General features: G+C 39.9%; 11 protein-coding genes. 5 read left to right on the forward strand and 6 right to left on the reverse strand.

Annotated features, from left to right (window positions below; all coding sequences use genetic code 11):
* Positions 1 to 63: 63 nt before the first annotated feature.
* Positions 64 to 936: a homoserine kinase gene (gene thrB, locus Q9Q35_RS07060; RefSeq protein WP_304652750.1), complete on the reverse strand. Its 873-nt coding sequence runs from the start codon at positions 934 to 936 to the stop codon at positions 64 to 66.
* 3 nt (positions 937 to 939) lie between these two features.
* On the reverse strand, positions 940 to 2223 hold the full coding sequence (locus tag Q9Q35_RS07065; RefSeq protein ID WP_304652751.1) for a homoserine dehydrogenase: 1284 nt from the start codon (positions 2221 to 2223) through the stop codon (positions 940 to 942).
* 171 nt (positions 2224 to 2394) lie between these two features.
* On the opposite strand from Q9Q35_RS07065, the gene thrC reads away from it, so the two are divergent.
* The 3 genes from thrC (at position 2395) to Q9Q35_RS07080 (ending at position 6722) form a co-directional block, all read left to right on the forward strand.
* Positions 2395 to 3888: a threonine synthase gene (gene thrC, locus Q9Q35_RS07070; protein WP_304652752.1), complete on the forward strand. Its 1494-nt coding sequence runs from the start codon at positions 2395 to 2397 to the stop codon at positions 3886 to 3888.
* 23 nt (positions 3889 to 3911) lie between these two features.
* Positions 3912 to 5270 (forward strand): aspartate kinase, encoded by a 1359-nt coding sequence (locus tag Q9Q35_RS07075; protein ID WP_304652753.1) that lies wholly within the window; start codon positions 3912 to 3914, stop codon positions 5268 to 5270.
* Between the two features lie 597 nt (positions 5271 to 5867).
* A complete protein-coding gene (locus Q9Q35_RS07080) occupies positions 5868 to 6722 on the forward strand; it encodes an Rgg/GadR/MutR family transcriptional regulator (protein ID WP_304652754.1) in 855 nt (284 codons plus the stop codon).
* Between the two features lie 470 nt (positions 6723 to 7192).
* Here Q9Q35_RS07080 and asnB read toward each other — a convergent pair whose 3' ends face one another.
* Both asnB and dnaB read right to left on the reverse strand, forming a co-directional pair.
* Positions 7193 to 9070: an asparagine synthase (glutamine-hydrolyzing) gene (asnB, locus tag Q9Q35_RS07085; RefSeq protein WP_304652755.1), complete on the reverse strand. Its 1878-nt coding sequence runs from the start codon at positions 9068 to 9070 to the stop codon at positions 7193 to 7195.
* A 67-nt stretch (positions 9071 to 9137) separates the two neighbouring features.
* Positions 9138 to 10526, reverse strand: a complete 1389-nt coding sequence (gene dnaB, locus Q9Q35_RS07090) for a replicative DNA helicase (RefSeq protein WP_304652756.1) — start codon at positions 10524 to 10526, stop codon at positions 9138 to 9140.
* Positions 10527 to 10700: 174 nt separating this feature from the next.
* On the opposite strand from dnaB, the gene Q9Q35_RS07095 reads away from it, so the two are divergent.
* Both Q9Q35_RS07095 and Q9Q35_RS07100 read left to right on the forward strand, forming a co-directional pair.
* Positions 10701 to 11324: a hypothetical protein gene (locus Q9Q35_RS07095; RefSeq protein ID WP_304652757.1), complete on the forward strand. Its 624-nt coding sequence runs from the start codon at positions 10701 to 10703 to the stop codon at positions 11322 to 11324.
* A 32-nt stretch (positions 11325 to 11356) separates the two neighbouring features.
* Complete coding sequence (locus tag Q9Q35_RS07100) at positions 11357 to 11974, forward strand: hypothetical protein (protein WP_304652758.1); 618 nt, start codon at positions 11357 to 11359, stop codon at positions 11972 to 11974.
* A gap of 80 nt (positions 11975 to 12054) precedes the next feature.
* On the opposite strand, the gene Q9Q35_RS07105 is transcribed toward Q9Q35_RS07100, so the two are convergent.
* On the reverse strand, positions 12055 to 12477 hold the full coding sequence (locus tag Q9Q35_RS07105; protein ID WP_304652759.1) for a hypothetical protein: 423 nt from the start codon (positions 12475 to 12477) through the stop codon (positions 12055 to 12057).
* 310 nt (positions 12478 to 12787) lie between these two features.
* The gene (locus Q9Q35_RS07110) at positions 12788 to 13708 is read right to left on the reverse strand and encodes a DMT family transporter (protein WP_304652760.1); all 921 of its coding nucleotides are present in this window, start codon (positions 13706 to 13708) and stop codon (positions 12788 to 12790) included.
* Positions 13709 to 13872 lie beyond the last annotated feature (164 nt).

Raw genomic sequence — 13872 nt, forward strand, 5'->3', positions numbered from 1 at the left:
TTTTTAATAAAAAACAGACCTAAAACTATTCTTCCTAGTTTTAGATCTGTTTTAACAAACTATTTAAATTTCTTCGCTACGGGCACCCTTTTGATCGACTCCTAATTGGGCAAACTCACCAGTCAAGCCGTATTCTCTGGCTTCCTTGATGAATAGCTCCATCTTTTCAGGCTCGATCAGTGTCATTACGGTGGGACCAGCCCCACTCAAATACGTACCCTTAGCACCTACTTTATGGCCTAATTCACGTAAAACTTTTAAATGTGGGACTAATTTTTCACGGTACGGCTCATGATAGCCATCTTGTTCGATCAATTCAGCCACTAGCTCTAGATCGTCAGTCAATAAGGCTGCCACTAAGGCATTGCCCACACTTCCCGAACGTACTGCGGTCGCATATTCTAATTGTTTTGGTAAGACGCTTCGACTGACCTTAGTTTCTAATTCAAAATCAGGAATATATGCTAACAGCCCGATCTCAGGAAATGAAGCCTTGATCGTTTGCGGACGCCCATTTACCATCAGTGAGATCGTCAGCCCCCCAAATAACGCTGGTGCCACATTGTCGGGATGACCTTCGATCTTAGTAGCTACCTCAAGTAATTCTTGAGCTAAAAACTGTTTGGCAGATAAAACTTGAGCTAATTTCAATCCTGCCACGATCGCCGCTGAACTACTGCCGAGCCCACGTGCCAAGGGGATCTTAGAGGTCATTTTTATCCTGTGCGGTATGAGATCTTGATCTAGGGTCAAAGCTGATTTGATGACCAAATTCGTTTCATCATGCGAAACTTCAGGGCCAAGGTCATGTTCGATCTGCCAGTTAGGTGTTTTTTCCAACACCTCTAATGTCAAATAACGATCAACGGCTAGCCCTAAGGAATCAAAGCCAGGGCCCAAATTAGCACTGCTAGCAGGTACAATGATCTTTTGCATACGCTAATCCTCCAATACTTTATACGCAGCTAGTAACTGCATCTCTGGCATTTCTTTTAGTTCTGCTTTGATCGCATTCAGCTGAGCTTCACTCATCGCATGAGTCACAAGTAAGATCCGCGCTGTGCCCTTGCTTTCGCCGGTCTGTTTGATCACATTGAAGCTAGCCTTTTGTTTTGCCATGATCTCAGTCAACTTCAACATTTGACCCGGTTTATCTGGGAGCACTAAGGAAAGATAGTATGGGTAGATCACATCACTTGCTGGGGCCAAAGCGACGTTTTTGACATAGCCGTTAAAGCGACTACCAGTAGTCTCTAAGACGATATCTTTGGTGACTGCGATGATGTCGCTCAAAACACTATTAGCGGTCGGCAATTCACCAGCACCTGGACCATAAAACATCGTCTCACCGACAGCTTTTCCAGTCACTAAGACAGCATTATTTTCATTTTGGATCGCTGCCAACGGACGTGAACTAGGAACGAGCACCGGTCCAACTGAGACATCTAATTTATCATCGATGAGCTTAGCGATCCCTAGCAATTTGATCGTATAGCCTAGCTGGGCAGCCTCATTGATATCAGCAAGCTGCACGCCATCGATCCCTTCGAGTTTCACATCATCAACGGTGATATCTTTGCCAAAAGCAAACTGCGTCAAAATGATCATCTTATAGGCAGCATCCTTACCTTTGACATCATTAGTTGGGTCAGCTTCCGCAAAGCCTTTTTTTTGCGCAAGTTTTAAAGCTTGCGCATACGAGAGTCCATTTTGTGTCATCTGGGTCAAAATAAAATTCGTCGTCCCATTGACGATCCCTAAGACCGACTCTACTTGATCGGCCGCAAACGAATTGACGATCGTACGCAAGATCGGGATCCCCCCAGCAACGCTAGCTTCATAAAAGAGATCACAGTGATTTTGTTTGGCAAGCTCGGATAGCTCGGGACCATGTTGCGCGATCAGATCTTTGTTAGCTGTTACCACATGTTTTTTGGCATTGAGCAGTTGCTTGATATAGCCACGCGCGGTCTCGACTGTCCCCATCACTTCAACGACGATCTTGATATCATCATCGGTCACTAACTTGGTAAGATCATCGGTCAATTCGATCCCCGTCAGATCCACATTGCGCTTAGCGGTCACATCACGTACGACCACCGTTTTGACATTTAACTTGCAACCCGTGATGTCCGTGATCTTTTGTGCATTATCCTGTAAGATCTTTACGACCCCGCTACCTACCGTTCCTAAACCTAAGATCCCAATATCGATCGTCTTCATGCGCGCATTCCTCCGTGTCTAAAAAAGTTATATTTCCTTAATATTAACATATTCAAATTTCGCTCAAAAGATTTTAAACACCTAATTTAATTTAACTAATAATTTTTACTTGTTATTTTAACCTTACTTTGGTAGTATGAACTCAAATTTACTCGAAAGGATCGTGAGATTATGGCAATTTCATACCGTAGCACGCGTGACTATCATGCGACTTCATTTTCAGCCTCACAAGCTGTCTTACAAGGTTTGAGTCCCGATGGCGGTCTCTTTGTCCCAGATCATTTACCTAAACTCAACTTGGAATTAATGGATCTACCAAAATTAACTTATCAAGAGTTGGCTTTTAAGATATTACGACCATTCTTTAGTGATTATACTGCTACCGAATTACAGGAATGTATTGCCAAAGCTTACGGGGATAATTTTACTTCACCACAGATCACGCCCGTCAAATTCACCGATGATCTTGCCTATTTGGAATTATTCCATGGTCCAACGATCGCTTTTAAAGATCTCGCGTTGCAATTATTGCCTCATTTACTGCAATTAGCAGCACAAAAAAATCAAACTGCCCTAAAGACCGTGATCTTGACTGCGACTTCAGGTGACACTGGCAAAGCTGCTATGGCAGGATTTGCCGATGTTAAAGATACCCAGATCATTGTTTTTTATCCTAAAGACGGGGTCAGTGAGATCCAAGAAAAGCAAATGCGTTCCCAGACCGGTGCCAATACCCATGTTGTGGCGATCACGGGAAACTTCGATGATGCTCAGACCAAGGTCAAAGAGATCTTTGATGATCCTAATATGGTACTTGCGCTACGTCAGCAGGGCTATCAATTCTCCTCAGCTAACTCGATCAATATCGGGCGCCTATTCCCTCAAATGGTCTATTACTTCTATGCTTATGGTCAAATGCTCAAAGCCGGTAAGATCACTGCCGGTCAAGCGGTCAACTTCAGTGTTCCAACAGGGAATTTTGGCGATATTTTAGCTGGGTGGTACGCTAAAAAACTCGGGTTACCGATCAAAAAATTGCTCTGTGCTTCAAATGAAAACAATGTCTTAACTGACTTTTTTGCTAGTGGGATCTATGACCGCAAACGTCCATTCCACGTGACGACTTCGCCTTCGATGGATATTTTAGTTTCAAGCAACTTAGAGCGCTTATTATTCTATACATTAGACCAAGATGCAACTAAAACTGCGCAATTGATGGATCAACTCAGTACTAGGGGCGTTTATGCGCTTGATGCTGAGCTGATCGCTAAATTACAAAATGAATTCTTTGCTGATTTTGCCACGATCGACCAGACTGCATCCGAGATCAAACGTGTCTTTGAAAAAGAAACTTATCCACTCGATCCACATACCGCAGTCGGCTCGTTTGTCGCACGCCAATACCAGTTGAAAACAGGTGATCTCACCCCGATGATCGTCGTTGCCACTGCTAGCCCGTATAAATTCCCTGAGGCTGTCTTAGATGCTTTAGATAAGCGCCAAGAAGCCACTGGAACAGCCGCACTAGAACAGTTACAACAAGTGATCGCACAGCCTTATCCACAAACGATCGCGGAACTCTTTACTGCACCACTCTTACACGATCTGACTTGTGATCCTAAAGATATGAAAAAACTGGTGTTAAAACTCATTGAAAAAAATTAGATAAGATATAGAGGTTTTTTGTTATGAAAGTTGTTAAATTTGGTGGAAGTTCTTTAGCTAATGGAGAACAGTTCAAGAAAGTTATCGCCATCGTGACCGCTCAACCAGAGCGTCAGGCGGTGATCACTTCGGCCCCAGGCAAGCGTTTTAGCGATGACATCAAAGTGACCGACCTATTGATCACTTATGCTGAACAATTTTTAAATTATCTAGATACTAAAAAGATCCAAGCCAAGATCTTTGAGCGCTACCAAGAGATCGCCCAAACTTTTGAGTTACCAACTGAGAAACTCACTTGGCTCAAAAAAGAATTACAACAGCTCCAGGAGAGGACCTATCCCAGTGCCGAATACCTTTTAGCAGCTTTTAAAGCACACGGAGAATATTTCAATGCTCGCCTGTTGACCTTGATCTTGAACCATATCGGGATCAAAGCTCGTTTCATCGATCCTCGCAAAGTTGGTTTATTAGTCAGCTCTGAGCCTAACGACGCCACGGTCTTGCCCGTAACTTATGAGAACTTAGCTCGGCTAGACTATACGGATGAGAAATTGATATTTCCCGGGTTTTTTGGGGTAACAAGAGAAGGTGAGATCGCTACTTTTTCACGGGGCGGATCAGATATCACCGGTGCGATCGTTGCCCGCGGGTTAAACGCTGAGCTCTACGAAAACTTTACCGATGTGGATGCGATCTACGCAGCTAACCCTAAATTAGTCCATGATCCATACGCAGTCACCAAAATGACTTACCGTGAGATGCGAGAACTCTCATATGCCGGTTTTTCAGTCTTCCACGATGAAGCGATCGTCCCTGCGATCGAAGGAAGGGTCAAGATCAACGTTAAAAATACTAACCATCCTGACCGTCCCGGCACGATGATCATTCCGTATCAAGAATTTACTCCGATCACCCCGATCACCGGGATCTCAAGTGCTAAACATTTTTCCGCACTATACTTGCACAAATTCCTGTTGAACAAAGAGGCCGGCTTTACACTAAAAATTTTAAATATCCTCTATAAATACGGGATATCCTATGAACACATGCCTTCTGGGATCGATGATCTGACTATTATTTTTGATAACAGTCAGTTGACTGAAGCTAAAAAAGAAGCCGTATCACGTGATATTCGCGCTGTGATCCAACCAGATGAATTACGCTGGATCGATGATTATGCTTTGATCATGGTCGTTGGCGAAGGGATGATCAATCGTATCGGGATCATGAAAGATGTGATCCTTGCTATTTCAGATCACAATATCAACATCCACATGATCAATCAGGGCTCATCTGAAGTTTCGATCATGCTTGGGACTAAGAGCGCTGATGCTGATAAAGCTGTCAAATACATTTACGATGCTTTTTTTGATCAGAAGTAATAAGCACGACTAATGACCTCACTAAACATTTTAGTGAGGTTTATTTTATCTATGTAAGACACACACAATATAGCTTAAGACCTGGGTGGGATCTTAAGCTATATAGCGTATCAGATTGCAACTCATATACTAAGTCTTAAATCTAAATAATGAATCAAAGTCTGATCCATCAAAAATCAGCAATATACTATACAGGAGCTATATTGGGTGGATGCGTTTCTGTAATAAAGTGTCTCTTTTATGGATTTTGTGTTTCTCTCTTACAGATATATATTAGCTGATCTATAGTTATATTCTAATCTATCTTTAGTTTTTTGACTGGTTTTTGTGCTAAAAAGGTACTTTTGTGTCAGATTAGGTACTTTTCTTGTAAACGTTCTCCTGAGAAAGTACTATATATTAAAAGATAAAACTAATACTATTAGGGAAAGCAAACTCCCCCATAACTGTGCTACAAACCATCTTAGAAAGGTAAAATGTGGAAGATGGGTTACTTTTCCCGTAGTTATTGCACAAAATTATGAAAGGAAAGCTATATTTCTTTCTAAATTATGCAACTTGCATAATTCCATATTCGCTATATAGCGCTTTAAAGCAATGGAATATCATAAAGTTATTTCAGAGCTTAGAACCAACAAGAACATCAAGGTCTCTGACCTGATCGGCGATAATATGTCGCGTTCAAGCTACAATCGTTTTATTTCTGGAAAGACCGATATCTATAGCCAACACTTACTTGCTTTACTCGATCAGCTCCATGTTTCATTTTCTGAGCTAGAATATATCGCTAGTGGCTATAATACTTCTAAAGAAGATACGTTCTTTCTCAAAGTCGTCCTAGCTGCGCGAGCAAAGGATCATGAGGGGCTGATCCTTTGCTATCGCCAAGCGCAATCACTCGCCCAGCCAAAGCACAATGATTTTTACACCCATATTTTAGGTGCCTTAGATCTAGTGATCCGTCAACTTAAGTCACAACCATATACCTTAAGTGACAATACTTTATACACATATTTGATCCAAGCTTTTTCTTGGACCGACTATGAATTTAAGTTCTTCCAATTGATCTTACCAGCACTTTCCCCCGCTGAACTCGAACCATTTTTGGCCAAGATCGAACGTAATCTAGCTAAATTTGGCAATAATACTACACCGTATACTCAGAAAAGTTTCAATTTGATCTGTGATATTATTTTTTATTTTATTCAGCACCAAAATTACGTCAATGCTTCACATTATCTCACGTTACTCGAAAATTATGACCTGACTGAAAATATGGTCTACGAAAAGTTGTTATTCAAATTTTTTACCAATCTCAAGAAATTATTACTTCATCAACCAGCTAATACTTGGCGCCGTCCATTGACTAAATGCATTGCGACCGCTAAATTTCTTGATATGCCTAATTTAGCTGAAAAATTTGAACAAACTATTTTACAGATAACTAACTAAAAGCAGGTAGCCTCCTATCGCAAGGAAGGCTACCTGCTTATTTGATCCACCACACAAATAGTGGATCAAAAATCGTAAAGATCTCTGATCCACCACTTATCTCATAGTGCACTAAAAACAAACACAGCCTGAGTTCGGACGATCTGCTGGATGGGTGTACTGCCCGACCTAGGACCAGCAATGTCACCATTTCTTGTAAGCTACTCAACAAATGTCTCAGCCAAATGCTCATTTATCTCCCTAAGATATTCCCTAATTAGCAATATAGTACTTGCTAACATCTTGATTATAGTCGCTAAAACTTTATTTATCTGCTTTTTCTTCAAAAAAGATACAGGTGTGCCATTTTTGAGACATGATCGGATATTTAAGGCTAAGCTCATCAATGCTGCTTGAGCTAAGATATCACACATTCGTCAGATAAATTTAGTAATTGATAAAAACCCCAGTCATTCAACTGGGGAAAAAGGTTATTTGGTGATCTTGACCTTGCTTACAGTATTTGCTGTCGTGTCTTCTGGGAAGTACACTTGATACCATAAGATAAAGGTGTAGATAGTAAAGATCTTTTGCATTGAAGACTTACCGTTGATATGTTCTTGTAAGATCTCAAGTAAGGCTTCTGGTTCGAAGAATTTCTTAGCTACATCTGAAGTAAAGGCTTCTTCGATTCGTTTTCTGAACTTGTCTTCTTTGATCCAACTAGCAATTGGGGATGGGAAGCCAAGTTTTTCCTTATTTGCCACATCTTTTGGTAGTTCAGCTGCAGCTGCTGTTCGCAAGGATACCTTGGTCTCATCACCACGGATACGCGTTTTGATCGGCATTGTAGCAGCAAAAGCAGCCACTTCTTTATCAACTAATGGTGTCCGAACTTCAAGTGAGTTACACATACTCATCCGGTCAGCCTTATGCAAGATATCAAATGGCAACCAGGTGTTGATATCAAAGTATTGCATTTGTGTCATTTCATCTTTATCTTTAACGTCATCAAAAATGTGCTTGGTGTAAGCACCAGAGTCAACATTTAAGTCCTTGTTCTTCAAGATCTTATCCCGATCATGATAGTTAAAGACATAGTTTACCCGGTAGTAGCGTTCACTTAATGGTTGTGCCCCTCGGACCAAGAAACGTTGTCCATGGAAACGAGGTAAGTTGATCACCATCTTAGAAAGTGCGCTCCGCAAACCAGCTGGAACATATTTTTGATATTTTTCAAATGGACGAGCTTCTAAGTAAGTGTTGTACCCACCGAAGAATTCGTCAGCCCCTTCACCAGAAAGTGCAACTTTGACTTGTTCTCTAGTCCCTTTGGAAAGGTAGTAAAGTTGCATTGCTGATGGGTTAGAGAGCGGTTCGTCCATGTAGTACATGATCGTTGGCAAGATATCGAAGTAATCATCACCATCCATCGTGATCCGCGTATTTTCTTGACCGATCTTTTTAGCAAAGCGAGAAGACCAATCTAATTCACTATATTTGGAATTGTTGAAACCAAGTGAAAATGACTTGATCGGTTTTAACTTAGCAGCTTCATTCAAAACATAACTTGAATCGACACCACTGGATAAGAAACTACCAACTTCAACGTCTGCGACCATGTGAGCTTTAACTGAGTTGTCGACTAAGCCTTGGATCTTCTTAGCATCGCCTTCGATCGTTTGATTTTCATCGATGTGATCGTAGTTGAATTTGTAGTATTGATGGATCTTAGTCTTGCCATCTTTGTGGATAAAGTAATGACCTGGCAAAAGCTTATAGACATTTTTGAACATCGTTTCCTTAGAAGGGATGAATTCAAAACTCAAATGAATCGGTAAAAGTTTTTCATTGAACTCTTTTACAAATTTTGGATGGTCTAAGAAAGCTTTGATCTCAGATGCCCATAAGAAACTTTGCCCATCATCATAGTAATACATTGGCTTGATACCAAAGTGGTCACGCGCACCAAAGACTTCCTTAGTCTTGCGGTCATAGATCACAAAAGCATACATCCCGCGTAGTTTATCTAATAATTTAGGGCCCCATGCATCATAGCCGTGGATCAAAACTTCTGAGTCAACATCTGTTCTAAATTCGTAACCTAAAGCTTTCAACTCTTCACGAATTTCGCGATAGTTGTAAATTTCACCATTGAAGGTCAAGACTTTAGTTTCATCACTGTTATACATTGGTTGTTTTCCATGAGCCAAGTCGATGATCGAAAGGCGACGGAACCCCATTGCAGCCCCTTCATCTGCAAAATATGCTTCATCGTCTGGACCACGGTGACGGATACGATCCGCCATTTTTTCAATTGTGTTATCTGGAATATCAGTTTGGTTTACATACCCAACAAAACCACACATAATGTTTGTTCTCCTTTTACTCTGTTTACTGCCTTAGATTACCCTTTATTACACCAATTGTCAAAATTTACTGTAGTTCTGGCGTATAGGCAATATTGGCAAACTTATTATATGATTTGATAAATAAAAGCTTAACAGTCCCACGCGCACCGGCACGGTTCTTTTCGATGATCAATTCAACTTCACCGACATCTTGATTTTCCGGTTGACCAGCATTATCGGTGTCATCATCATCCCCATCAGCTCGCTCATAGTAGTCATCTCGATAAAGGAATGCTACGATATCGGCATCTTGCTCGATCGATCCAGATTCACGGATATCGGACAACACTGGCCGCTTATCTTGGCGCTGTTCGACCCCACGTGAGAGCTGAGATAAGGCGATGATCGGAACTGAGAGCTCTTTTGATAATTTCTTTAACTGACGCGAGATCTCAGACACTTCTTGTTGCCGACTTTCTTTGTTAGAACCTTCGATCAGCTGTAGATAATCGATCACGATCAAGCCTAAGTTACCCTTTTCTTTTGCTAAACGGCGACTCTTTGCCCGGATCTCAGACATCTTGATCCCTGGTGTGTCGTCAATATAAATACTCGTTTTTGAAAGTGCTCCGACTGCCACGATCAGATTAGCCCATTCTTGCTCATCTAATTGCCCTGTACGCAAGTGATTAGCACTGATCGACCCTTCCGCACATAACATCCGGTTGACCAGCGATTCTGCACTCATTTCTAAAGAAAATAATGCGATCGTCTTATCGGTCGAAGTCCCGATATTTTGCGCGATATTCAAGGCAAAGGCCGTCTTACCCACAGCCGGGCGGGCAGCCAAGATGATCAAATTATCCGGCTGCAGCCCAGCTGTCATGTGGTCGAAATCTTTGTAGCCAGTTGCAAGCCCTGTGATATCTTCATCTTGTTGTGACAATTTATCGATCTCATCTAAAGAATCAGTCAAAACTTTACTGATCTCTTTAAAGCCACTTTGGGTGCGGTTTTCCGCCACTTCCATGATCTGACGTTCTGCCGATTCTAAGAGATCAGAAACAGGTTCATCTTGTTCTTTTGCTTGAGTGATGATATTGGTTGCCGCTGCGATCACCCGGCGTAGAACAGCTTTTTCTGCCACCAATTTGGCATAATACCCCACATTGGCTGCTGTCGGCACGGATGAAGCCAATTCAGCAATGTAGGCGACCCCACCGACATCATCGAGTTGGTTGTTCATCTCAAGGCGGTTATTGACCGTTAAAACATCGATCGCTTCTCCATCGTCGTTTAGATCGATCATTGCTTGGAACAACAATTGGTGGGCACGCCGGTAAAAATCTTTAGCTTCCACAAATTCCATTGCATCGGCTAAAGCATCAGGGCTCAAAAAGACTGCCCCTAAAACAGCCTGTTCCGCTTCAATATTTTGCGGGGGCAAACTGTCATTTAAAAGTTCATTATCCAACCAGCTTCATCCTTTCTGTAATTTAAGTGTACAACTTGAAATTATAACACAAAAAATAGGCTGGTCGAATCTATTGTCACCTATATATCACTGACCCCAAAAATTTAAAACCTTGCCTTGTTTTATATCACAATCAGTTCTACACTATAGTAAAAGTTAAAGGGGGAAGTTTCTTTGTTTATCACTCGACTTACCAAGCGTGACTGGTATCGGATCTACAAATATCTTTGGCAAGCACAATTATTGCCTCAAAAAATACGCATATGTGTAAAAACTGTTGCCATTTTGCGAATTTTATTAGCAGTATGGGTCCTTTTCCCTATAGTCCTTCGTGTTTTATTTTTATTGCTACTTCGTGCTCCACTAACTTATTATCTTTCTTATTACGAGATTTTTTTGATAATAACTGTGAGCTCACTTTTGATATTCTACTACCCCTTGCTCTTTTGGGCAGAATCACGAAGATTTTCTCCAAAAGTGTTTATCACTTTGAAGCAAGGAACTTCACTTGCTAAACTAAAGAAAATACGCAAACGATATCCGACAGCTTATATCACTCCCAATCAGGGTATGTTTGAGCCACCTTTTAATAGTAAGTGGATCGTTATCAACTTTGAAGACTGCTATTTACTAGTGGCAAAAGGCAAACTGCCCTATGATCCTAAGCGCCATTTTATATCATTTGGCATCATCAGATATAAAGACATAAAACATACAATAACTTTTTCTAAGCAACTTGAGCCTGTCTGCGAACGGATAGTAAATTATTCTGACGTCAAATTACTTCATGAAGAATAGTTAGTTAATTAAATCATAAAGGAGAAAACGATATGTTTGTCACTCAACTTACCAAACACGATTGGTATCGCATTTATAAATATCTTTGGAAAGCACAAATATCACCTAACAGATTTCGTATATTTGCAAAATTTGGCATGGTTCTCTTAGTTTTGTTAGCTGTATATCTCTTAGCACCTACAATTCTGCGTGTTTTAATCTTATTACTATTTCGTATCCCGTTCACTGTTTCTATCTCTTATTCAGGAGCTTTTTTTATCGCAATCATAGTTTTTCTTCTAATATTTTATTATCCTCTACTTTTTTGGAAAGAATTAAGGATTTTCTCTCCGAAAGTGTTTATCACTTTGACAAAAAGTACTGATCATTTTAAATTAAAGAAGATACGCAAACAGTATCCTACAGCTTATATCACGGCAGGCCTATTTTCTCCGTCTTTCGATAGTGATCTGATAGCTATTAGCTTCAAAGATTGTTATTTACTAGTAACAAAAGGAAAAATACCATATGCTCCTAAACGCTATTTTATCCTACCTAGTGTTATCCGATACAGAGATATTAGTAACAAAACCGCTTTCCATAAACAACTTGATTCTATATGTAAGAAAAAAATCAATTACTCTAAAATTACATTACTTCATGAAGAGTAAATTCCATAATACTATCCAAGTACTTCTCTATCGTCCTATACGACAGTGCACTTATATCAGAATATAGAACAATAACATCACTATTTTCCATATAAACTATACTCAACATCACCTTCTTTACATATCGCCAATAATACATTATTGGGGTCCCCAGCTCGGAAATAAATTTTTTTACCACTAACTTGGCTAATATTTTTTGAAATCGGTATAAGTACATTGCGGATATATCCGTTACTATCGTTATTTCGTAAATTTTCTAATAAAGAACTATTACTAAGAGTTACTTGATAACCGTCATTAAAGCCACTTACATCAACTTCTAGCCCTTGTCTAGCATAAAAATCTTTTATTTCACGCTTTCCCTCCTCATCTTCTGATCTACTTTTAAAAATTTTTCCACTTTTTGAACCATTTGTTACCTGAACAGTATTGTTTTTAGAGCATCCATTAGTGACAGTAACCATAGCAAACACTATTAATAAAGATATACTAGATTTTTTCATATCGATCCAACTCCAATGCCATTTTGTCCACATAGGGAGACTTCAAAAAGGTATAATGATTCATCATTAATGCTAATATTTCTTACTGTAGCCTTAGTAAGCCTATTCCATTCACCTCCAAAGTGATCCTATCACTTCGAATTGAAATGCTCAAATAAAAAATTATATGTATTGTAATTTATGTTTTGTTTTTTGTAATTAATTATTACTAAACTATTTCCTAAAGATAAAAAATAACTGATCACATTACATACATAAAAACACCCAGGGACCTCAATTATAGAGCGGTTCATGGGTGTTTTAGTAAATATCATTTCAGTCTGTAACGATTGTACAAATTATTTGCAACTAAGGCACTGATCGTCAATAAGCAACCTACTACTTCATAACTTGTGATTTGGTATCCACGCAAGATAGTTATCACAAAGGCGGTTACAGGCACTAGGTTCATGAATAAGATCCCATTTAAAGCACCGATCAATCGATTCCCTAAATTCCACGCAAAGACTGCGATCACACCAGCTAAAGTGATCATATATACAAGTGCGCCACTTACACCTTGAACCTGTGTTACAGTTGGTGCTTCTAGCCAACCTAAACTTATCGCTAATGTCAAAATAATGCTGACTGAGATCACGCCATAAATTGTTGTTAGCGTTGAATAGCGTAAGATCGACCATTCCTTGAAATCAGCCCCGCCAGTCGTATAGATCACCCAACATAGTGCACCTAGTAGGATCAAAATCGTTGCTAATAACGTATTTTGACCACCTAATAAATTAGCTGGATCACCTTTAGTTACTACTAAAAAAACACCTATCGCAGCAACTAACATTGACATAAAAACAAATTTTCCCGGTTTAGTCCCACGATAGATCCAGCCAACGATCACACCTAATAGTGGCTGAACTGCCATCATGACCGAGGCGATCAATGCTCCTGAAGAACCTGCTAATTTTTGTCCTAAAAAGACTAAAAAACTAAAACCAGCAAAGGCTGATGTCCCTAGGAACCATAATTTCAAAAAGTGTTTTTCTGGTAAGAATGCCCGTGGTCCTTCTTTCAAAAATAAAATGATCGCAAAAATAACAGCAACGATCCCATATCTAAATAAAGTAAAGTTGAAGGGATCCATGATCTTTAAAGCTGGTCCCATGATTGGAAACATAGCACCCCATGATAAAACTGCGATCAGGCAAAGTGATACACCTAAAAGATAATTTTTACCCATGATTTTCCTCCTTATTTTTCTACTCCCCCAGCGTATCATTATCTTTTACTCTGTGGAATTAACGATATATAATACCCTTATGATTATTCGTTATATCTAAAAATAATGGGGAGGTATCTTTTATGTATGAGTCGCTAAATATTGATCTGTTATACGTTTTTACC

The sequence above is a fragment of the uncultured Ligilactobacillus sp. genome, from assembly GCF_948826705.1.
GTDB lineage: Bacteria > Bacillota > Bacilli > Lactobacillales > Lactobacillaceae > Ligilactobacillus.

Bases quoted from the DNA above. Each gene is read 5' to 3' on its own strand.
- Q9Q35_RS07065 (WP_304652751.1), bottom strand. From the start codon at position 2,223: ATGAAGACGATCGATATTGGGATCTTAGGTTTAGGAACGGTAGGTAGC.
- Q9Q35_RS07075 (WP_304652753.1), top strand. From the start codon at position 3,912: ATGAAAGTTGTTAAATTTGGTGGAAGTTCTTTAGCTAATGGAGAACAG.
- Q9Q35_RS07105 (WP_304652759.1), bottom strand. From the start codon at position 12,477: ATGAAAAAATCTAGTATATCTTTATTAATAGTGTTTGCTATGGTTACT.
- thrB (WP_304652750.1), bottom strand. From the start codon at position 936: ATGCAAAAGATCATTGTACCTGCTAGCAGTGCTAATTTGGGCCCTGGC.
- Q9Q35_RS07110 (WP_304652760.1), bottom strand. From the start codon at position 13,708: ATGGGTAAAAATTATCTTTTAGGTGTATCACTTTGCCTGATCGCAGTT.
- asnB (WP_304652755.1), bottom strand. From the start codon at position 9,070: ATGTGTGGTTTTGTTGGGTATGTAAACCAAACTGATATTCCAGATAAC.
- Q9Q35_RS07080 (WP_304652754.1), top strand. From the start codon at position 5,868: ATGGAATATCATAAAGTTATTTCAGAGCTTAGAACCAACAAGAACATC.
- Q9Q35_RS07100 (WP_304652758.1), top strand. From the start codon at position 11,357: ATGTTTGTCACTCAACTTACCAAACACGATTGGTATCGCATTTATAAA.
- thrC (WP_304652752.1), top strand. From the start codon at position 2,395: ATGGCAATTTCATACCGTAGCACGCGTGACTATCATGCGACTTCATTT.